Consider the following 21,339-nt stretch of genomic DNA (forward strand, 5'->3'; position numbering starts at 1 on the left):
CGGCCGGCCGCGACACGAGGAATCGCGGCCCAGGGCCGCACAGGGAGCAGGGGGAACGAGATGTCCCACACCAGGCCGCGGGAGAGCGCCGTCGACCGGATCCGGCAGCGGGTGGAGGAGAAGGCCGCGCGCCGTGCGGCCGCGGCCAAGGCGAAGGCGGGACCCCCGCACCCCGACCCACACCGCCCGCCGCCGGGGGCGCCGAGCGAGGAAGAGCTGCCCGGCATCCACGCGGAGAAGCCGACCGACATCCCGCTCAAGGGCTGGAAGCAGATCGTCAAGCGGGCGTGGGCCGAGAACTCCGCCGACAACATGCCGATCATCGCCGGCGGGGTCGCGTTCTTCGGCTTCCTGTCGATCTTCCCCGCCCTGATCGCGATGATCTCCATCTACGGCTTGGTCGCCTCCCCCGAGACGGTCACCCGTCAGGTCGAGGACCTCTCGGCGCAGCTGCCGCAGGACGCGGCCGACCTCATCGGCGAACAGCTGAAGGCGATCGCCGGGAACAGCGGCAGTGCGCTGACCTGGGGCCTGGTCGTGGCCATCCTCGGCGCCCTGTGGAGCGCCTCCGGCGGCGTCGGGAACATCATCACCGCGGTCAACCTGGCCTACGACGAGGTCGAGACGCGCAAGTTCATCAAGCTCAAGGGCACCGCGCTGCTGCTCACGCTCGGCGCGATCGTGTTCGTGCTCGTCACGTTCGGCCTCGTCGCCGTCGTCCCGGTGGTGCTGGACGCCCTGCCGCTCGGCGTGGTCGGGACCATCCTGGCGCAGGTCCTGCGCTGGGCGCTGCTGCTGGCCGTCTTCGCCGGTGCGCTCGCGGTGCTCTACCGGGTCGCGCCCGACCGGGACGCCCCGAAGCTCCGCTGGGTCAGCCTGGGCTCGGTCGTCGTCACCGTGGTGTGGGCGCTGGTCAGCCTCGGCTTCAGCTTCTACGTCGACAACTTCGGGTCCTACGACAAGACCTACGGCGCGATCGCCGGCGTCATCGTGCTGATGCTGTGGCTCTACCTCACCTGCTACCTGGTCCTGCTGGGTGCGGAGATCAACTCCGAGGCCGAGCACCAGACCGCGCAGGACACCACGACGGGCGACCCCCAGCCGATGGGCAAGCGCGGCGCCGAGATGGCCGACTCGCTCCCCGACCCGCCGGAGCCGACGAAGGAGTCGAAGCAGAGCGCCTGAGCGGGGGCGTCAGCGCACGTGGGATGGCACGAACGGGGGCCTGACGACGTGCACGGTCTGCGGTCGTCCGCGCACGTCGACGGCGAGCTCGGCACCGTCGGCCACGCCGGCCGCGGCGTCCAGCAGCGCCAGCGCGATCCCCGTCCGCAGGGTGGGCGAGAAGGTGCCGCTGGTGACCTCGCCGACCCGGGTGCCGTCACCGTCGAGCACCGACATTCCGGGCCGCGGGATGCCACGGCCGTCGGCGCGCAGGCCCCACAGCAGCCGGGCCGGCCCGGCCTCCTTCTCGGCCAGCAGCGCCTCCCGGCCCCAGAACGCCGGCTTCTTCCAGCCGACCGCCCACCCGACCCGCGCCTGGTTCGGCGTGATCCCGCGGGACAGCTCGTGACCGTGCAGGGCGTAGCCCATCTCGGTCCGCAGGGTGTCCCGCGCGCCCAGCCCGCAGGGCCGGATGCCGAGGTCCTGGCCCGCCTCGAGGATCGCGTCCCACAGCTCGCCCGCCCGGTCGGCGGGGACCAGCAGCTCGTAGCCGTGCTCGCCGGTGTACCCGGTGCGGCAGACGGTGACCTCCGCTCCCCCGCCGCCCGTTCCGGTCACGAAGGACATGTAGGCCAGCTCGCCGGGTAGCCCGAGCAGCTCCAGCACCTGCAGCGACCGGGGCCCCTGGACGGCGAGGACGGCGACGTCGGCGTGCCGGTTCTCGACGGTGACGCCCGCCGGCGCGGCCTCGGCCAGCCGGTCCAGCACCTCGGCGGCGTTGGCGGCGTTCGGTACGAGCAGGACGTCGTCCGGCCCGTGCAGGTAGACGATCAGGTCGTCGATCACGCCGCCGGCCTGCGGGTCGCCGTCCGGCAGGCAGCAGAGCGTGTACTGCGCCTGGCCCGGACCGATGCGCGACAGGTCGTTGGTGAGGGCGGCGTCGACGAGGGCGGCCGCCCCCGGACCGCGCACGGTGCCCGTGCCCAGATGGGAGACGTCGAACAGTCCGACGCCGTCGCGCACGGCGGCGTGCTCCGCGAGAACACCGCCGCCCGCGTACTCGATGGGCATGGACCAGCCGCTGAAGTCGGCGAGCTTGGCGCCCGCGGCGACGTGCCGGTCGTGGAGAGGAGAGGTCAACGGGCTCACGGAGGGCACGCTAGTAGGGCACCTAGGATCGAGCGGTGCCGCCGACGATCATCGCCACCGACCACCCGCTGGAGAAGCTGACCGGGGACGCCGTCGTCGTCGCCGTGGGGAAGGGCCCCGACGGGCTGCTGCCCACGCCCGGCGCGGAGGCGGTGGACCGGCTGCTGGGCGGCCGGCTCCTGCCCGCCCTGATCGACCTCGGGGCCCGCGGCGCGGAGGACGAGGTCACCCGACTCCCCTCCTTCGGCCAGGGGCCCTTCCCGATCGTCGCGGTCGCCGGGCTGGGCGCTCCCGACGCAGCGGGCGGCTATCCCACCGATTCGTTGCGCCGGGCCGCCGGCGCCGCCAGCCGGGCGCTCGGCGGGCGCCGGTCGGTCGTCAGCCTGCTCGCCGCCGTCGGCGGCACCCCCGACGCCGAACGGCTGCACGCCGTCGGCGAGGGGCACCTGCTCGGCGCCTACGAGTTCACCGCCTACAAGTCCGAGCTGCCGGCCGACCGGCTGGTGCCGCCGGCCGAGTTCACCGTCGTCGTGCCCGCCTCCTCCGCCGCCGAGGACGCCCTGCGCCGGGTGCGCGCCGTCGCCGACGCCGTCGCCCTCGTGCGCGACCTGGTCAACACCCCGCCCAACGACCTGTTCCCCGCGGAGCTGGCCGCGCGGGGCGCCGCCGCCGGCGAGAAGGCCGGCCTCACCGCCGAGATCCTCGACGAGGACGCGCTGGCCGCCGGCGGGTACGGGGGCATCCTCGCCGTCGGTGGCGGGTCGACCCGCAAGCCGCGGCTGCTGCGCCTCACCTACTCCGGCAGCGGCGCCCGCAAGAAGATCGCGCTGGTCGGCAAGGGCATCACCTTCGACAGCGGCGGCCTGTCGATCAAGCCGGCGCTGAAGATGGAGGACATGAAGAGCGACATGGCCGGCGCCGCCGCCGTGATCGCCACCGTGTGCCTCGTCGCCCAGCTCGGCCTCCCGGTCGAGGTGACCGCGACCGTGCCGATCGCCGAGAACCTGCCGAGCGGCACCGCCTACCGGCCGGCCGACGTCGTGACCTTCCGGAACGGCAAGAAGGCCGAGATCACCAACACCGACGCCGAGGGGCGCGTGATCCTCGCCGACGCGCTCGCCCGCGCCGCGGAGGACCGTCCGGACGTGCTCCTGGAGACCTCCACCCTCACCGGGGCGCAGCTGGTCGCCCTCGGCACGCGCACCGCCGGGGTCATGGGCACCGACGACCTCCGGGACGCCGTCGTCGCGGCGGGTCGGCGGAGCGGCGAGGGCATGTGGCCCATGCCGCTGCCGGCCGAGCTGCGCCGCGGCCTGGACTCCCCCATCGCCGACTTCGTGAACGCCAACGCCGACCGCATGGGCGGCATGCTGGTCGCCGGGCACTTCCTCGCCGAGTTCATCCCCGACGGGCTGCCGTGGGCGCACATCGACATCGCCGGGCCGAGCTACAACACCGGATCGGCGTGGGGCTGCACCCCCAAGGGCGGCACCGGCGTGCCGGTCCGCACCCTCCTGGCCACGATCGAGGCCCTGATCGCCGACTGATTCCGGGACTTCCACGCGGAAAGTCCCGACGCGGGCCAGTCAGGATCCGCGCCGCATTGCGGGTGCTGTGCCGGCATTGCTCGTGCTGCAGCACCCGCAATGGTGGAAGAGCACGCGCAACCTGGGGGGGCGGCGCCGCAGCCGGCCCAGGAGGGGTCCGCGCCGGGTCATTCCTCCTTCTGGCGGGCGCTCCAGTCACGCATCCGCTGCGGGTAGCCGGTGACCTGGGCGTCGTAGACCGGGATCGTCAGGTCGCGGGACAGCTTGCGGGCGACCTCGGGCCCGTCGATGCGCCGTCGGGTCCACTCGCCGTCGGCCGCGACGAGCACGATCGTGGTCTCGGTGACCGACGTCCGCGGTTCGACGTACCCCTCGACGCCGCGGCGGGAGGCGACGAACTGCTCGAGATGCGCCAGATCGGCCCGCTGGGAGCCACGGTCGAGCGTTCCCCGGCGGTCACCGCCGGCACGTCCTCCACCACCCGCGGAGCCCCGCCGGCGCAACCGGTCGAACAGTCCCATGACCTGCTCCCGCCCTTCTGCGACCCCGGCCGGCCCGGCGTCGCTCGGTACGGCAACGGCGCCCCGGGCCAGCCCGTTCCCGGAGTGGCAGGATGACCTCCGGAACCCCGCCCGCGAGAGCGGGACGCCGACCAACTGCATCGAGGAGCACCCGTGAGCGAATCCACCTCCCCCGCCGACCTGGTCATCCTCGGTGGTGGCTCCGGTGGCTACGCCGCAGCGTTCCGCGCGACCGAGCTCGGGCTCAACGTCGTCCTCATCGAGAAGGACAAGGTCGGGGGCACCTGCCTGCACCGCGGCTGCATCCCCACCAAGGCCCTGCTGCACGCCGGTGAGGTCGCCGACCTGGCCCGCGAGGGCGAGCAGTTCGGCGTGAAGACGTCCCTGGCCGGCATCGACATGGACGGCGTCAACGCCTACAAGGACGGCGTCGTCTCCAAGCTCTACAAGGGGCTGCAGGGCCTGATCAAGGCCCGCAAGATCACCTACGTCGAGGGCGAGGGTCGGCTGACGTCCCCCACGACGGTCGAGGTGAACGGACAGACCTACGAGGGCAAGCACATCCTGCTGGCCACCGGCTCCTACGCCCGCTCGCTGCCCGGCCTCGACATCGACGGCACGAAGGTCATCACCAGCGACCACGCGCTCAACCTCGACCGGGTGCCGGCCTCGGCGATCGTCCTCGGCGGCGGCGTGATCGGTTGCGAGTTCGCCAGCGCCTGGAAGTCCTTCGGCGTCGACGTCACCATCATCGAGGCGCTCCCCCACCTCGTCCCGCTGGAGGACGAGGCGTCGTCGAAGCTGCTCGAGCGCGCGTTCCGCCGTCGCAAGATCGGCTTCGAGCTGGGCAGCCGGTTCTCCGGCGTCCAGACCACCGAGAACGGCGTCAAGGTCTCCCTCGAGAACGGCAAGGAGTTCGAGGCCGAGCTGCTGCTCGTCGCCGTCGGTCGCGGGCCGGTCAGCCAGGGCCTCGGGTACGAGGAGGCCGGGCTGAACATGGACCGCGGCTTCGTCCTCGTCGACGAGCTCTGCCGCACCAACGTGCCCACGATCTCCGCCGTGGGCGACCTCATCCCGACCCTGCAGCTGGCCCACGTCGGCTTCGGCGAGGGCATCCTCGTCGCCGAGCGGGTGGCCGGCCTCAACCCCGCGCCCATCGACTACGCCGGCGTCCCCCGCATCACCTACTCCGACCCCGAGGTCGCCTCGGTCGGCCTCACCGAGCCCCAGGCCAAGGAGAAGTACGGCGAGGTCAAGACCCTCACCTACGACCTCGCCGGCAACGGCCGCAGCCAGATCCTCAAGACCACCGGCGCCGTGAAGCTCATCCAGGCCGTCGACGGCCCCGTCGTCGGGATCCACATGGTCGGCAGCCGCGTCGGCGAGCTCATCGCCGAGGCGCAGCTCATCTACAACTGGGAGGCCGAGGCCGACGACGTCGCCAGCCTCATCCACCCGCACCCGACGCAGAGCGAGGCCCTCGGCGAGGCCCACCTGGCTCTCGCCGGCAAGCCCCTGCACGTGCACGGCTGACCCGTTCCGCTCCCCCCTCCCCCGCCCTCCGTCAGAAGGAGCACTGCCCCGATGCCGACGTCCGTCACCATGCCCGCCCTGGGCGAGAGCGTCACCGAGGGCACGGTCACCCGATGGCTCAAGCAGGAGGGTGAGCAGGTCGAGGTCGACGAACCCCTCCTCGAGGTGTCGACCGACAAGGTCGACACCGAGATCCCGTCGCCCGCCGCCGGCGTGCTGACCAAGATCCTTGTCTCCGAGGACGAGACCGTGGAGGTCGGCGCCGAGCTGGCCGTCATCGGCGGGGACGGCGACGGCGGTGGTGGTGGCGCCCCCGCGTCCGCCGACGACGCCGACACCCCGCAGACGCCGGTCGACCAGGTGCAGGACGCCGCTCCCGCCCAGGAGGCCGAGCCTGCCCAGGAGCCGGCGCCTGCCGAGGAGCCGGCACCGGCCTCGGCTGACAGCGGCTCCGGTGGTGGCGGTGGCGGAGGTGGCGGCGAGGGCACCCCGGTGACCATGCCGGCGCTGGGCGAGAGCGTCACCGAGGGCACGGTCACGCGCTGGCTCAAGGCGGTCGGTGACGAGGTGGCGGCCGATGAGCCGCTGCTCGAGGTCTCCACCGACAAGGTCGACACCGAGATCCCGTCGCCGGCTGCGGGCACGCTGCTGGAGATCACGGTCAACGAGGACGAGACCGTCGAGGTCGGCGCACAGCTGGCGATCATCGGCACCGGTGGTGGCGGCGCGGCCGCTCAGCCGGAGCAGCCGGATCAGGAGGCGGCACCCGAGGCTCCCGAGCCGAAGCAGGCGGCCCCCCAGCAGGAGGCCCCCCAGCAGGAGGCCCCCCAGCAGGAGGCCCCCCAGCAGGAGCAGCCGACGCCGCAGGCCCAGCCGGCGTCCGCCCAGCCGGGCGGCGACTACGGCGCCAGCGGCGCCCTGCCCAGCAAGTCCCCCACCTCCGCACCCCCGCCCGCCGTGGCACCGCAGGGGGCACCGGCTCAGGCCTCCGGCGGCGACGGCGGCGGCAGCTACGTCACCCCGCTGGTGCGCCGGCTCGCCGCCGACCGAGGCGTGGACCTCAGCTCGGTCTCCGGCACCGGCGTGGGCGGCCGGATCCGCAAGCAGGACGTCCTGTCCGCAGCGGACAGGGCGGCCGCACCCGCCGCCGCTCCTGCCGCGGCAGCCGGTGGCGGGGTCCGGACACCGTCCCCGGCCGCCACGCCGGACACGTCGGTTCGTGGCCGGACCGAGAAGATGTCGCGCCTGCGCACGGTCATCGCCCGCCGCATGGTGGAGTCGCTGCAGGTCTCGGCACAGCTGACCACCGTCGTGGAAGCCGATGTCACGCGGATCGCCAACCTGCGCCAGCAGGCGAAGAAGGACTTCGAGGCCCGGGAGGGCGTCAAGCTCTCCTTCCTGCCGTTCTTCTCCAAGGCTGCGGTCGAGGCGCTGAAGGCGCACCCGTCGGTGAACTCCTCGATCGACCAGGAGGCCGGCACGGTCACCTACCACGACACCGAGAACCTCGGGATCGCGGTGGACACCGAGCGGGGCCTGCTGGTGCCGGTGATCCATGACGCCGGGGACCTGAGCCTCGGCGGGATCGCCCGCAAGATCGCCGACCTGGCGGAGCGCACCCGCACGAACAAGATCACTCCGGACGAGCTGGGTGGTGGCACCTTCACGCTGACCAACACCGGCAGCCGGGGAGCCCTGTTCGACACGCCGATCATCAACCAGCCGCAGGTCGCGATCCTCGGCGTCGGGTCGGTGGTCAAGCGCCCCGTCGTCGTCCAGGACGACGAGCTCGGCGAGGTCATCGCTGTCCGGTCGATGGTCTACCTGGCACTGACCTACGACCACCGCATCGTGGACGGCGCCGACGCGGCGCGGTTCCTCACCACCGTGCGCGAGCGGCTGGAGGCCGGTCAGTTCCACGGCGAGCTGGGTCTCGCCTGACCTCCGGCGATCAGGGCCCCGGCAGCGTCCGGGGCCCTGATCACGGCCGTGCTCTTCCCGCGTCCGGCGGGCGGAGCTGCACCAGCGGGAGGCACAGCACATGAAGGTGGCCATTTCCGGCGCCTCGGGTCTCATCGGGAACGCCCTCGTCGCGGCGTTGCGCGCCGACGGCCACGAGGTGCTCAAGCTCGTGCGCCGCACTCCGCGCACCGCTGACGAGCACCGCTGGGATCCCCGGCACCGCCGGATCGACCCGGCTCTCCTCGCCGACGTCGATGCCGTGGTCAACCTGGCCGGTGAGCCGATCCGCCCGCGGCCGTGGACGAGCGCCTACAAGCAGCGCCTGCTGACCAGCCGCCTCGACGCCACGAGCACCCTCAGCGAGGCCCTGGCCGGCGTGGCGGCCGGGGATCCCGACCGGCGCCGGGTGCTGCTGTCGGCGTCCGCCGTCGGCTACTACGGGGACACCGGGGACCGGCCGGTCGACGAGACCGCACCGCCCGGTAGCGATTTCCTGGCCGGGCTGTGCGCCCGCTGGGAGGCTGCCACCGCGCCCGCCGCGGAGGCCGGCGTACGGGTGGCGCTGCTGCGGACCGGTCTGGTGATCGGGCGCGGCGCGATGCTGATGCAGATACTCGGTCTGGTGTTCCGGGCAGGACTGGGCGGCCGGCTGGGATCGGGCCGGCAGTACTGGCCGTGGATCAGCCTGCGGGACGAGGTCGACGCGATCCGCTTCCTGCTGACGTCGGACCTCTCCGGTCCCGTGAACCTGACCGCCCCCGGCCCCGTCACCAACGCCGAGTTCACGCGGGAGCTGGGCCGGGTGGTCCGCCGTCCCACGGTGCTGCCCGTGCCGGCATTCGTGCTGTCGGCGGTGCTCGGCGAGTTCGCCCGGTCCAGCGTGCTGGGGGGCCAGCGGGCCTCCTCGGCGAAGCTGACGGGGGCGGGGTTCACGTTCACCCACACGCGGCTGGACCAGGCGCTGCGGACGGCGCTCGCCCGACGCTGACCGCAGGCCCGCTCAGCCCACTCGTTCCGCGCTCTCGATCCGCCACCCCTCCGGCGTGCGGAGCAGGGCCATGCGCACGGCCGTCTGGGGCCGCCCCGGCTCGGTCCGCAGCGCGGGCGCCTCTCCCGATCCGGCCGCGACGACCTCGTACTCCGGGCGGCGGTCCACCAGGTCCAGCAGGGCGCGGTCGTCGGTTACGCTCACCCCGGTCACCTCGACGACGGCCGGGGCGAACCCGCGCAGCGTCTCCCCGGCGGCTGCCAGGGCCCGGACGTGCGCCTCGTCGGCCGCCCGGAGCGGACTCCCCGGCGCGTAGACGCCGCCGAGCAGCTCGGGGGTGCCGGCGCCGAAGCACTGCGCCCGGCGCCCGTAGAGCTCCTCGACCAGCAGCTGCCAGGCCGCCGGCGTGCCGGGCGCCTCCTGCCGGTCCGCGAGCCCGGTCCCGGCGGTAGGGCCTCCGGTCGGAGCGCTCCCTGCCGGAGCTTCTCCCGTCCGGGTCGCGGCGGTGGGCGCCGCGGACGTCGCGGCTGCCAGGGACGCGCCACCCCGCCCGGCGGTCTCCGCCGTGTCCGTCCAGCGCAGGCCCAGCCAGACCGCGCCGGTCATCGCGGCCAGCACCAGTGCCCCCGCCACGGCCCTGCCGGTCCCGCGGCGCAGCCACTCCCGGACGCGGGCCCACCGCATGCCCCGCTCCCCCGCAGGCGGGACGACGGCGGGTCGGGTGCGGGGCCGGCGCCCCGGCACCTGGTGGGTCAGTTCGGTGCGCGGTCCGCGGCCGGTGCGGCCCAGTTCCGCGTCCGGAACGCCGACCATCGGCAGGCGCACCGGATCCGGCCGGCAGGCGTGCCGGAGGTCCAGCGCGAACGCGGCCGCCGAGCCGCGATGGTGCGGGTCGGGGGCGAGGCCCCGGGCGATGACCTCGAGCAGTGCGGGCGGCGCCCCCGGCGCCAGCTCGGTCAGGTCGGGCAGCAGGCCCGTCGCGGCGACCTCGAGGGTGTCCCCCGGAGTGGCGGCGTTCCAGGGGGCGATGCCGGTGAGCGCGTGGAAGGCCGCGGCCGCCACGCCGAAGACGTCCGACGCGGCGCCGGGGGCACCCCCGCGGGCCACGGTGGGGTCGACGTAGGCCGGGGTGACCTCCCCCGCCGCCGCCTCGCCGAGCACCCGGGCGACGCCGAGGTCGGTCAGGACCGGACGGCCCTCGGCCGTGAAGACGATGTTGCCCGGCGACAGGTCACCGTGGACGACGCCGTTCTCGTGGGCGTGGGCCAGCGCCGCCGCCACGGGCGCGATGGCGGTGACGACCTCACCGGGGCGGAGCCGACCCCGGCGGGCGAGCAGGGCCGCGAGACTTCCGCCGGCCAGCAGCTCGAGGACCAGCACCACCCGAGGGGCTCCGCCGCGCCGCGGCTGGTGGACCACCTCGAGGAGCCGGACCAGGTGCGGATGGTCGAGCTCCCCGAGCAGGGCCGCCTCCCGGCCCTGCCGCTCCGGGTCCCCCGCCACCAGGACCTTGACGGCGACCGGAGTGCCGCCCCGGCGCGGCACGGCGCGCCAGACCTCGCCCGATCCGCCCCGCCCGAGCAGCTCCTCCAGGGTGTAGCCGGGGACGACCGGGGGCTCGTCGGGCGCCGGTTCCCCCAGGGGCACAGCAACGGACATGTCGGCGACCGTAGGATGATCGGCCCGATGGCCGTGCCGGCTGTCCACAGGCCCGCGGCCGCTCCACCGACCGCCCCCGCCGCGGTTGGCCGCCTGCCGCAGCGGCTACGTTCCGACGATGTCGTTGCCGGCGCACGCGGAGGTCCTGGTCGTCGGGGCCGGACTGGCCGGTCTGTCCGCTGCCACGCGCCTCGCCGCTGCCGGCTGCGACGTCCACGTCCTCGAGGCCGGCAGCTCCGCCGGTGGTCGGCTCGCGACCGAGCGGGTCGACGGGTTCGTCGTCGACCGCGGGTTCCAGGTGCTCAACACCGGCTACCCCCGAGCCGCCGACCTCGACCTGGACGCACTCGGCCTGGGGTGGTTCGAGCGGGGTGCGGTGGTGCGGGTGGACGGCCGGGCCCACCGGGTGGTCGACCCCAGGCGGCGCCCCGCCTCCGTGCTCGGCTCCCTGAGGGCGCCGGTCGGCTCGCTGCGCGAGAAGGCCGCCCTCGCCGCGTTCTCGCTCCGGGCCGGCTACACCCCCGTCGACCGGCTGCTCGCCGCTCCGGAACTCACCGCCGAGTCGGCTCTGCGGCACGCCGGCGTCGGGGACACGGCCCTGGAGCGCTTCTTCCGCCCGTTCCTGGCCGGCGTCCTGCTGGAGGACGACCTGGTCACCTCCAGCCACTACCTGGACCTGCTGTGGCGCTCCTTCGTGCGCGGGGCGATCGGCCTGCCCGCCGGCGGCATGCAGGCGGTCGGCAGGCAGCTCGCCGACCGGCTCGATCCGGAGCGGCTGCATCTCGGCACCCTGGTGCACGCGGTCGCCCCGGGCTCGGTGGACGTCGACGGCCGCACGGTGCACGCCGACGCCGTCGTCGTCGCCACCGATCCCTCGTCCGCGGACCGGCTGCTCCCCGGCCTGGGAGCCGCCGCGCCGCGGCAGGTCACCACCCACTTCCACGTCCTGCCCGCCTCCCCCTGGGCGATGCCGCTCATCGTGCTGGGGCAACCGGGAGGCCGGCTGGTCAACAGCGCCGTGGTGTCCGACGCCCAGCCGGCGTACAGCCCCGACGGCCGGGCGCTGGTGGCGAGCTCCACGCTGCTCCCCACGAGTGAGCGGGACGTCCGGGCCGAGATCGCGGCCGCGCACGGCGTCGGCCCCGCCGAACTGCTGCACCTCACCACGGTCACCGTCACCGGCGCCCAGCCGGCCGCACTGCCTCCGCTGCAGCTGCGCCGGCCGGTCGAGCTGGGCGAGGGCCTGTACGTGTGCGGCGACCACCGCGACACCCCCTCCATCCAGGGCGCGATGGCCAGCGGCGCCCGCGCGGGGCGGGCGGTGCTGCGCGCGCTCCGCCCCTCCGGGAGCCCCTCCGACCGCCCCGCCCGAGGAGCCGCCTGATGCCCGCGTCCGAGCCCACGATCCTGGCCACCAGCATGGGGTTCGCCGGCCGCAACCGCGGTCCCTACGACTGGCGCCCCGGACCGGTCTTCGACCTGGCCTTCGAGCTCGCCGAGGCGCCCGACCGGCCCCGTCTCTGCTACCTCGGCACCGCCACGGGCGATGACCCGGCGCGGGTCGCCGGCGTGTACGGGGCGTTCGCCGGCAGCGCGGTCCAGGTGAGCCACCTGAGCCTGTTCACGATGCCGACGGTGCCGGACGCCCGGGCCCACCTGCTCGCGCAGGACGTGATCTGGGTGGGCGGGGGCAGCGTGGCCAACCTGCTGGCCGTCTGGCGGGTGCACGGCCTGGACGAGGTGTTCGCCGAGTGCTGGCGGGCGGGCGTCGTGCTGGCCGGGGTCTCCGCCGGCTCGCTGTGCTGGCATGTCGGCGGAACGACCGACTCCTTCGGTCCCGCCCTGCGCCCCGTCACCAACGGGCTCGGCCTCATCCCCACGTCGAACGGCGTCCACTACGACTCCGAGGAGCAGCGCCGCCCGCTGTACCACCGGCTGGTGGCCGACGGCACGCTCCCCGGCGGTCACGCCACCGACGACGGCGTCGGGCTGCTGTACCGCGGCACCGAGCTCGCCGAGGCCGTCTCGGACCGGCCGGACGTCGCTGCCTACCGGGTTGAGCGCGGTCCCGACGGGGCAGCGGTCGAGACCCGCATCGAGCCGCGGCGGCTCCCCGACCCGCGCGCCTAGGCTAGGCGTCGTGGCAGAGCTGGAGATCGTGCGTGCGGGGCTGGTTCCCTACGAGGACGCCTGGGCGCGGCAGCGCGAGCTGCACGCCGCCCGCGTGGCCGGCGAGGGCCCGGACACACTGCTCCTCCTGGAGCACCCGTCGGTCTACACCGCCGGGCGGCGCACCGCGGCCCACGAGCGTCCCTTCGACGGGACGCCGGTCATCGACGTCGACCGCGGCGGCAAGATCACCTGGCACGGCCCGGGCCAGCTGGTGGGCTACCCGATCGTCGCCCTGCCCGATCCGGTGGACGTCGTCGCGTACGTCCGCCGGCTGGAGGAGGCCCTGATCGAGGTCTGCGCCGGCTTCGGGCTCGCGACCGGACGGGTCGACGGCCGCAGCGGCGTCTGGGTCGCCGCCGACGGACCCGGTGGTGCCGGCCGGCCGGAGCGCAAGGTCGCCGCCATCGGCGTCCGCGTCGCCCGCGGGGTGACCATGCACGGTTTCGCTCTGAACTGCGACCCCGACATGACCGCGTTCAGCAACATGATCCCGTGCGGCATCCCCGACGCCGGCGTCACCTCGCTGTCCGCCGAACTCGGCCGGGACGTTCCCGTCGCCGAGGCGATCGAGCCGGTCGAGGCCGCGATGCGCCGGGTCCTGGCCTTCGAGGCAGCGCCGGCCGGTTCCGCCGCCTGACCGGGCCGGCTGGGCAGCCGGCCGGGACCGGCCGTCCCGGAAGGCGTCCGACGCCGCGTGCTCGGGTCACCGGCGCCGGGCCCGCGGATCCACCGCCGGACCCATCCCCTGTCCGGGTGTACCCGGACAGGGGTTCACCGGCGTCGTGTCCGTCAGCCGAGGACGAAGTTCACCAGCCGGCCAGGGACGGCGACGACGCGGCGCACGGTGGCGCCCTCCAGCCAGCCCGCGATCTTCTCGTCCCCGCGGGCAGCCGCCTCCAGGGCTGCGGCGCCGGCGTCGGCCGGCACGGTGACCTGCGACCGCACCTTGCCGTTGACCTGCACGGCGACCTGGACGGTGTCCTCCACGAGCCACTGCTCGTCGGCGACCGGGAACGGCGCCCAGGCCAGTGACTCCCCGTGGCCCAGCCGCGACCAGAGTTCCTCGGCGAGGTGCGGGGCCAGCGGGGCGACCATCAGCACCAGCGGCTCCACCACGGACCGAGGGACCGGTGACGAGGCGCCGTAGGTCGCCGTCAGGTGGTTGGTCAGCTCGGTGACCCGCGCGATCGCGATGTTGAACCGGAGCGTGGTGAACCCGTCGCGGACACCGGCGATCGTCCGGTGCAGCGCGCGCAGCGTCTCCTCGCCGGGCGCGTCTTCCGAGGCCCGGACGGCGCCGGTCCCCTCGTCGACGACCACGCGCCAGATCCGCGCCAGCAGCCGCTGCGAGCCGACGACGGCCTTGGTCTCCCAGGGGCGGGACTGGTCCAGCGGGCCCGTCGACATCTCGTAGACCCGGAAGGTGTCGGCCCCGTACGCGCCGATCATCTCGTCGGGCGTGACCATGTTCTTCAGGCTCTTGCCGATCTTCCCGTACTCGCGGTTGACCGGCTTGCCCTCGTAGACGAACTGCCCGTCCTTCTCGACGACGTCTGCCGCGGGCACGTAGAACCCGCGCTCGTCGGTGTAGGCGTAGGCCGAGATGTAGCCCTGGTTGACCAGCCGGCGGAAGGGCTCCTCGCTGGAGACGTGGCCCAGGTCGTGCAGCACCTTGTGCCAGAAGCGGGCGTACAGCAGGTGCAGGACGGCGTGCTCGACACCGCCGACGTAGAGGTCGACGCCGCCGACGTCGCCGGGCGAGCGCGGACCCAGCCAGTACCGCTCCAGCTCCGGATCGACCATCTGCGTGTCGTCGGAGGGGTCCAGGTAGCGCAGGTGGTACCAGCACGACCCCGCCCAGTTGGGCATCGTGTTGGTCTCCCGGCGGTACTTCTTCGGCCCGTCGCCGAGGTCGAGCTCCACCGTCGTCCACTCGGTGGCGCGTGACAGCGGAGGCTCGGGGGCCGAGTCGGCGTCGTCGTCGGGGAACGTCTTGGGTGAGTAGTCGTCGACCTCGGGCAGCAGCACGGGCAGCATCGAGTCCGGCACGGCGATCGGCAGGTCGTTCTCGTCGTAGACGATCGGGAACGGCTCACCCCAGTAGCGCTGCCGGCTGAACAGCCAGTCGCGCAGCTTGTAGGTCGTGGTCGCCTCGCCGTGGCCATGGGCGACCAGCCACTCGGTGATCGTGGCGATGGCGGTGGCCTTGTCCAGCCCGTTCAGCGAGATCTCGTCGTTGGCCGAGTTGATCATCGGGCCGGTGCCCGTGTAGGCGCCGCCCTCGAAGGCCTCCGGCGGCTGCACGGTCCGGATCACCGGCAGCCCGAACTTGTCCCCGAACTCGAAGTCGCGGACGTCCTCGCCGGGCACCGCCATGATCGCGCCGGTGCCGTAGCCCATCAGCACGTAGTCGGCGACGAAGACGGGCAGCTCGCGGCCGTTCACCGGGTTCACGGCGAACGCGCCCGTCCAGACGCCGGTCTTGTCGCGGCCCTCGGTCTGGCGCTCCAGCTCCGAGCGGCGGGAGGCCTCCCGCCGGTAGGCGGCCACCGCCTCGGCGGGCGTGGCGGCCCCGCCGGTCCAGCGGGGATCGACCTCGGAGGGCCAGGCCGACGCGGTCAGCGCGTCGACCAGCGGGTGCTCCGGGGCCACGACCATGTAGGTGGCCCCGAACAGCGTGTCGGGCCGGGTGGTGAAGACCTCGATGGTCTCGGCCCCGCAGGAGAAGCCGATCCGCGCGCCGGTCGAGCGGCCGATCCAGTTGCGCTGCATCTGCTTCAGCGACTCGGGCCAGTCCATCCGGTCCAGGTCGCCCAGCAGGCGGTCGGCGTAGGCGGTGATCCGCATCATCCACTGGGTGAGCGGGCGCCGGAAGACCGGGAAGTTGCCCCGCTCGGAGCGCCCGTCGGCCGTGACCTCCTCGTTGGAGAGCACCGTCCCCAGGCCGGGGCACCAGTTGACGGGAGCCTGGTTCAGGTAGGCCAGCCGGTGGGCGTCGACCACCCTCTGCCGCGCGACCTCGTCCAGCTCCGTCCAGGGCAGCCCGGAGGGATTGGTGCCGGGGGCGGGGACGCGCGTGCCGGCGTCCAGCTCGGCGACCAGTTCCTCGATCGGGCGCGCCCGACCGGCATCAGGGTCGAACCAGGCGCCGAAGATCTGCAGGAAGATCCACTGGGTCCACTTGTAGTAGCCCGGGTCGATCGTCGCGAAGGTGCGCCGCGTGTCGTGGTCGACCCCGAGGCGGCGCAGCTGCGCGGCGATGGCCGCGATGTTCGCCTCGGTCGTGACCCGCGGGTGCTGCCCGGTCTGGACGGCGTACTGCTCGGCGGGCAGGCCGAAGGCGTCGTACCCCATGGGGTGCAGGACGTTGTGCCCGTCCATCCGCAGGAACCGGCTGGTGACGTCGGTGCCCAGGTAGCCCAGGGGGTGCCCGACGTGCAGCCCGGCGCCCGAGGGGTACGGGAACATGTCCATCAGGAACGCCTTGGGCCGGTCGGCCACCCGCTCGAAGCCCTCGCTCAGCGGGCCGACGGGGTTCGGCGTGTGGAACGTGCCCTCCGCGTCCCACCGGTCCTGCCAGGCGAGCTCGATCTGCTGGGCCAACGCCGGCGTGTACCGGTGCGGCGGGGCGCCGTCGGCCGTCGCGTCGGCGCTCGGCTGGCTGGCCGTCTGGCTCATGGTCGGTGCTCCCGGGTCATCTGGTGCGCTCGTACCGGCGGCGGGCAGAAAAAAACCCCTCACGCGTGGAGGGGTCGCCGTGCTGCGAGAAGCGTCTCAGGTCAGCACGGCCGGAGAAGCAGGAGCCGGCCGGTCACGGGCCCGATCCTAGCGCGGGACGGCACCGCGCCGCCCGGCAGGCGGGCCACCCCGGTCTCCCCTTCCGGGGGAAAGGCGCCCGCTCGAGTCGAGTCCGGCCGCCCGGTGACCGATGAGGACCGGGTGGAGCAGACCCGGGGACGGCTGACGCCGTCCTCCCGGACGCTGTTCCTCCTCACCCTCGCCTGCGCGACCCTGTTCGCCGCCACCGTGGGGCCGCGGCCGGCGGGCGACTCGTGGGACCGGTTCTTCGACGTCGTCCTCTACAACGCGGCCTACCTGCCCGCCGCCGCCACGTCCTGGCAGGCGTCCCGGCGGGTCCGGGCGGAACGCACCGCGTGGCGCGCGCTCGCCGTCGCCCTGGTGCTGAGTGCCCTGGCCAACATCCTGCGCACCCTCGCGGCCGGAACGGAGGGCAACGGCCCCTATCCCCCCGCGATCGACGGCCTGGCGTTCGCGGCGTACCTGCTGCTGTACGTGACGATGGTGGCCCTGATCCGTTCACGGGTGCCGCGCTTCCACCCGAGCATGTGGCTCGACGGCATCATCGGCGCCCTCGGCACCATGGCGATGGGCGTGGCGTTCCTGATCGCGCCGTACCTCGACACCGCCGCCGGCCGCGCCGCGCTGCCGGTCACCGAGCTCGCCCTGCCGTCGGCGGACCTGCTGCTGCTGTCCCTGCTCGTCGCGGTGGGCGCCATCCTCGGTGTCCGGTTCGACCGCACCCTCGTGCTGGTCACCGCGGCCCTCTTCATGGTCTTCGTCGGCGACGTCGTCCTCTTCTCCCAGACCGTGCAGGGCAGCTACGTGGACGGCGGGCCGCGCGAGCTGCTCTGGCTGGCCGGGATCGCCCTGACGGCGGCCGGTGCCCACGCCGCCCGGCCGGACCCCGCACCTCTCGTAGAGGACCACGACGGCCGGTCGCGGATCGGCTGGCGCCTGCTGGCCCTCCCGCTGGCCTGCAACGTCGCGAGCCTCGTCGTGCTCGCGATCGGCTGGGGCGACGAGCTGCCGGTCGCGGCCGCCTGGCTGGCGATCGGGTGCGTCGTCGCCGCCCTGGCCCGGACCGCGGTCACCTTCCGCGAGGTGCGGGCGTTCCACGAGGTCAAGCTGCAGGCGCGCACCGACGAGCTGACCGGCCTGCCCAACCGGCGGGCCCTGCTGGAAGAGACGGCACGGGTCCTGACGACGGCGACCGCCCGCCGTCCCGCCGCCCTGCTCCTGCTGGACCTGGACGGCTTCAAGGAGGTGAACGACAGCCTCGGTCACCACGCGGGCGACCAGTTGCTCCGGCAGGTGGGCCCGCGCCTCCGGCCCGCGCTCCGGGCCGGAGAGCTCCTGGCCCGGCTGGGTGGCGACGAGTTCGCCGTCCTGCTCCCCGACGCGGGGCTGGACGAGGCCGAGGCGCGCGCCGCGCGGCTGCGGCAGCTGATCCAGCTGCCGTTCAGCGTCGAGGACATCCGGCTGCACGTGGGCGTCAGCATCGGCGTCGCGACGGCGCCCGTGCCCGCCGCCTCCGTCCAGGAGCTGCTGCGCTGCGCCGACGTCGCCATGTACACCGCCAAGTCCGGACGCGAGGGCGTGCACGTGTACGTCCCCGATCCGCACGGTGGCACCGGTGACCGGCTGCGCACGATGGAGGAGCTCCGGACGGCGCTCACCTCCGGCGAGCTGGAGGTCTACCTCCAGCCGCAGATCGACCTCGGCGACGGGCGCGTCGTCGGCGCGGAGGCCCTCGTCCGGTGGAACCACCCCACGCGCGGCCTGCTCTCCCCCGCCCAGCTCCTCCCCGCTGCCGAGCAGGCCGGCCTCCTCCGCCCGCTCACCGACACCGTGCTCGAACTGGCGCTGGCCGCCGCCGCCCGGTGGTGGCCGCAACGCCGGGTACCGGTCTCGGTCAACCTCTCGGCTGCCAACGTCAACGACCTCGACCTGCCGAGCAAGGTCGCCGCCGCCCTGCGGGCGCACGGGCTGCCTCCCGCGGCGCTCACGCTGGAGCTCGTCGAGGACACCCTCATGGCCGATCCCGAGCGGGGCCGGCAGGTGCTCGCCGACCTGCGGCGGCGCGGCGTCCGGACGTCGATCGACGACTACGGCACCGGGTACAGCTCGCTGGCCTACCTGCGTCACCTTCCCGCGGACGAGCTCAAGCTCGACCGGAGCTTGACGGCTGACGTCGACAGCGACCAGCGGGCTGCCTCGATCGTCGAGCACACGGTCGCCCTGGCCCACGCCCTGGGCCTGCGGCTGGTCGCCGAGGGCGTCGAGGACGCCGCGACGGGAGCCGCGCTGGCCGCCCTCGGGTGCGACGTCGCCCAGGGGTACGCGATCGCCCGCCCCATGCCTGCCGCGGACTTCCTGCGATGGCTGGGCACCCCTCAGCCCTTCCTCCTCGACCCGCACGGCGGCGATCGCCCACGCGTCGTCCACCCGCGGAGCAGGAACACGTCGAACTCGGGTCGAGACGGAGGGTCCCGCGGCCGATGAAGAGTTGTGCGCAATCGGACGTCGGGTCGATGAGCCACGGCCTGCCGTGGTCGCGGCTCCTGCTCGTGCTCACCTGCACGTCGCTCGCGCTCTTCGCCACGGGGGTCGGGCCCCGCCTCGACGGCGAGATCTGGACCGTCGCCTACGACCTGGTCCTCTACAACGCCGTCTACGTCGGTGCCGCCCTGGTCTGCATCGCAGCCGCGCGGCGTGCCCGGGCCGACCGGATCGCCTGGGCCTCGCTCGCCGTCGCCATCCTGCTCGGGGTCGTCGGCAACCTGGTCTACACGCTGGCGATCGCCCCGATGGAGAACGAGCCGTTCCCCTCGATCGCGGATCTCTTCTACCTCGCGTACTACCTACCGCTGTACGTGACCCTGGTGGCGCTGATCCGTGCCCGGGTGCCGCGCTTCCACGCGAGCATGTGGCTCGACGGCATCGTCGGCGCGCTCGGCGCCGGGGCCGTGTCGGTCGCCGTCCTGCTCGGACCCGCGCTGGAACTGACCGAGGGCGATCCGTCCGCCGTGGTCACGAGCCTGGCCTATCCGGTCGCCGACGTCGTCCTGCTCGCGCTCCTCGTCGCGGTCGGCGCGATCCTCGGCATCCGGCGCGACCGGACGCTGCTGCTGCTGGTGGCGGCCATCACGGCGAACCTCGTGGGCGACATCGTCTTCCTCGACCTGGCCACCCAGGGGATCTACGTCGAGGGCGGCTGGCTGGACCTCACCTGGCTGACCGCCGTCACCCTCATGGCCCTGGCGGCGCACACCAGCGACGGCGACCCCGTGGAGCCGCCGGCCCGGGCCGGGTCGACCACCCGCGTCGGGTGGCGGGTGCTGGCCGTTCCGCTGGTGTGCAACGTGATCAGCCTGGTCGTCCTCGGCTACGACTCGGGCAACCGGTTCAACCCGGCCGCCGCCTGGCTGGCGGTCGGGTGCGTGCTGGCCGCCCTGGCCCGCGTCGCGATCACCTTCCGCGAGGTCCGGGCGTTCAACGAGGTCAAGGAGCAGGCCCGGACCGACGACCTCACCGGGCTGCCCAACCGGCGCGCGCTGCTCGAGGACGCGCGCGCCGCCCTGGCGACGGCGTCCGCGCGCCGGCCGGCGGCCCTGCTGCTGCTCGACCTCGACGGCTTCAAGGAGGTCAACGACGGCCTCGGCCACCACGCGGGTGACCAACTGCTGCGTCAGATCGGCCCCCGGCTGAGGGGTGCGCTCCGGTCCGGTGACGTCCTCGCGCGGCTCGGTGGGGACGAGTTCGCGGTGCTGCTGCGCGACGCCGGCCTCGACGAGGCGCAGGACCTGGCCGAGCGGCTGCGCGAACTGGTGCTGCAGCCCTTCACGGTCGAGCAGATCCGCCTGCACGTCGGCGTCAGCATCGGGGTCTCGACGGCACCCGTGCCGGCAGCCACCGTCGAGGAACTGCTGCGGTGCGCCGACATCGCGATGTACGCCGCGAAGTCGGGCCGGGAGGGCGTGCACGTCTACGTGCCCGATCCCACCTCCGGGACCGGGGACCGCCTGCGCACGATGGAGGAGCTCCGGACGGCGATCTCCGACGGGCAGCTCGAGGTGCACCTCCAGCCCCAGGTCAGCCTGGCCGACGGCCGGGTCGTGGGCGCGGAGGCACTGGTCCGCTGGAACCACCCGATCCGCGGGCTGCTCTCCCCCGCCGAGCTGCTGCCCGCGGCGGAGCAGGCCGGCCTGCTCCGCCCGCTCACCGACACGGTGCTGGAACTGGCCCTCGCCGCGGCCGCCCGCTGGTGGAACCTCCGCTCGGTCCCGGTGTCGGTGAACCTGTCCGCCGCCAACGTCACCGACCTGGACCTGCCCGGCAAGGTCGCCCTCGCGCTGGTCCGGCACGCCCTGCCGGCCCGGGCCCTCACCCTCGAGCTCGTCGAGGACACCCTCATGGCCGATCCGGAGCGGGGCCGGCAGGTGCTCGGGGAGCTACGGCGTCTCGGCGTCCGCACATCCATCGACGACTACGGCACCGGGTACAGCTCCCTGGCCTACCTCCGGCACCTGCCCGCCGACGAGCTCAAGCTCGACCGGAGCTTGACGGCTGACGTGGACAACGATCGCCGTGCCGTGGCGATCGTCCGGCACACCGTCGCCCTGGCCCACGAGCTGGGCCTGAGCCTGGTGGCCGAGGGCGTGGAGGACGCCACGACCGCCGGCCTGCTCGCGGACCTCGGCTGTGACGTGGCCCAGGGCTACGCCGTCGCCCGGCCGATGCCGGTCACGGAGTTCCTCTCCTGGCTGAGCCGGACCCATGTCTTCGCGTTCGACGACGCCACGGCCTGAGCCCGGCCGTCGTGCACGGCGCGGAACGGCCCCAT

At 74.0% G+C, this 21,339-nt stretch carries 14 protein-coding genes; 10 read left to right on the top strand and 4 right to left on the bottom strand.

All coding sequences use genetic code 11. The features are described 5' to 3' along the window. Window positions 1-60 precede the first annotated feature (60 nt). Entirely contained in the window at window positions 61-1,185 is a 1,125-nt protein-coding gene (locus tag E4P39_RS00310) for a YihY/virulence factor BrkB family protein (protein WP_135134358.1), read from the top strand. Between the two features lie 9 nt (window positions 1,186-1,194). Here E4P39_RS00310 and gcvT read toward each other — a convergent pair whose 3' ends face one another. Further along, window positions 1,195-2,313 (bottom strand): glycine cleavage system aminomethyltransferase GcvT, encoded by a 1,119-nt coding sequence (gene gcvT / locus E4P39_RS00315; protein WP_135134359.1) that lies wholly within the window; start codon window positions 2,311-2,313, stop codon window positions 1,195-1,197. Window positions 2,314-2,348: 35 nt separating this feature from the next. Between gcvT and E4P39_RS00320 the strand changes: the two genes are divergently transcribed. Further along, window positions 2,349-3,860, top strand: coding sequence for a leucyl aminopeptidase (locus E4P39_RS00320; protein ID WP_135134360.1), 1,512 nt, complete (start codon window positions 2,349-2,351; stop codon window positions 3,858-3,860). Between the two features lie 167 nt (window positions 3,861-4,027). Here E4P39_RS00320 and E4P39_RS00325 read toward each other — a convergent pair whose 3' ends face one another. Next, on the bottom strand, window positions 4,028-4,381 hold the full coding sequence (locus tag E4P39_RS00325; RefSeq protein ID WP_135134361.1) for an oxidoreductase: 354 nt from the start codon (window positions 4,379-4,381) through the stop codon (window positions 4,028-4,030). 153 nt (window positions 4,382-4,534) lie between these two features. Here E4P39_RS00325 and lpdA point away from each other — a divergent pair, with 153 nt between their 5' ends. The 3 genes from lpdA (at window position 4,535) to E4P39_RS00340 (ending at window position 8,864) form a co-directional block, all read left to right on the top strand. Continuing rightward, window positions 4,535-5,914 carry a dihydrolipoyl dehydrogenase gene (gene lpdA, locus E4P39_RS00330; protein ID WP_135134362.1) on the top strand — a complete coding sequence of 460 codons (1,380 nt, stop codon included), beginning with the start codon at window positions 4,535-4,537 and terminating at the stop codon, window positions 5,912-5,914. 51 nt (window positions 5,915-5,965) lie between these two features. Next, window positions 5,966-7,855, top strand: a complete 1,890-nt coding sequence (gene sucB, locus E4P39_RS00335; RefSeq protein WP_135134363.1) for a 2-oxoglutarate dehydrogenase, E2 component, dihydrolipoamide succinyltransferase — start codon at window positions 5,966-5,968, stop codon at window positions 7,853-7,855. Between the two features lie 100 nt (window positions 7,856-7,955). Further along, window positions 7,956-8,864: a TIGR01777 family oxidoreductase gene (locus tag E4P39_RS00340; protein ID WP_135134364.1), complete on the top strand. Its 909-nt coding sequence runs from the start codon at window positions 7,956-7,958 to the stop codon at window positions 8,862-8,864. Between the two features lie 12 nt (window positions 8,865-8,876). On the opposite strand, the gene E4P39_RS00345 is transcribed toward E4P39_RS00340, so the two are convergent. Next, on the bottom strand, window positions 8,877-10,523 hold the full coding sequence (locus E4P39_RS00345; protein WP_135134365.1) for a serine/threonine-protein kinase: 1,647 nt from the start codon (window positions 10,521-10,523) through the stop codon (window positions 8,877-8,879). 118 nt (window positions 10,524-10,641) lie between these two features. Between E4P39_RS00345 and E4P39_RS00350 the strand changes: the two genes are divergently transcribed. Genes E4P39_RS00350 through lipB form a run of 3 tightly spaced genes read left to right on the top strand, consistent with a single transcriptional unit; the run spans window position 10,642 to window position 13,332 of the window. Further along, on the top strand, window positions 10,642-11,907 hold the full coding sequence (locus E4P39_RS00350; RefSeq protein WP_135134366.1) for an NAD(P)/FAD-dependent oxidoreductase: 1,266 nt from the start codon (window positions 10,642-10,644) through the stop codon (window positions 11,905-11,907). Next, window positions 11,907-12,653 (top strand): peptidase E, encoded by a 747-nt coding sequence (locus E4P39_RS00355; protein WP_135134367.1) that lies wholly within the window; start codon window positions 11,907-11,909, stop codon window positions 12,651-12,653. Before E4P39_RS00350 ends, E4P39_RS00355 begins: the two co-directional genes overlap by 1 nt. A 10-nt stretch (window positions 12,654-12,663) precedes the next feature. Beyond that, entirely contained in the window at window positions 12,664-13,332 is a 669-nt protein-coding gene (gene lipB, locus E4P39_RS00360) for a lipoyl(octanoyl) transferase LipB (protein ID WP_135134368.1), read from the top strand. Between the two features lie 152 nt (window positions 13,333-13,484). On the opposite strand, the gene leuS is transcribed toward lipB, so the two are convergent. Next, window positions 13,485-16,373 (bottom strand): leucine--tRNA ligase, encoded by a 2,889-nt coding sequence (gene leuS, locus E4P39_RS00365; RefSeq protein WP_135134369.1) that lies wholly within the window; start codon window positions 16,371-16,373, stop codon window positions 13,485-13,487. A gap of 243 nt (window positions 16,374-16,616) precedes the next feature. Here leuS and E4P39_RS00370 point away from each other — a divergent pair, with 243 nt between their 5' ends. Beyond that, complete coding sequence (locus E4P39_RS00370) at window positions 16,617-18,998, top strand: EAL domain-containing protein (RefSeq protein WP_245159525.1); 2,382 nt, start codon at window positions 16,617-16,619, stop codon at window positions 18,996-18,998. A 29-nt stretch (window positions 18,999-19,027) separates the two neighbouring features. After that, the gene (locus tag E4P39_RS00375) at window positions 19,028-21,304 is read left to right on the top strand and encodes an EAL domain-containing protein (RefSeq protein ID WP_135134370.1); all 2,277 of its coding nucleotides are present in this window, start codon (window positions 19,028-19,030) and stop codon (window positions 21,302-21,304) included. The last annotated feature ends 35 nt before the right edge of the window (window positions 21,305-21,339 follow it).

The sequence above is a fragment of the Blastococcus sp. CT_GayMR19 genome (genome assembly GCF_004570385.1).
Lineage (GTDB): Bacteria > Actinomycetota > Actinomycetes > Mycobacteriales > Geodermatophilaceae > Blastococcus_B.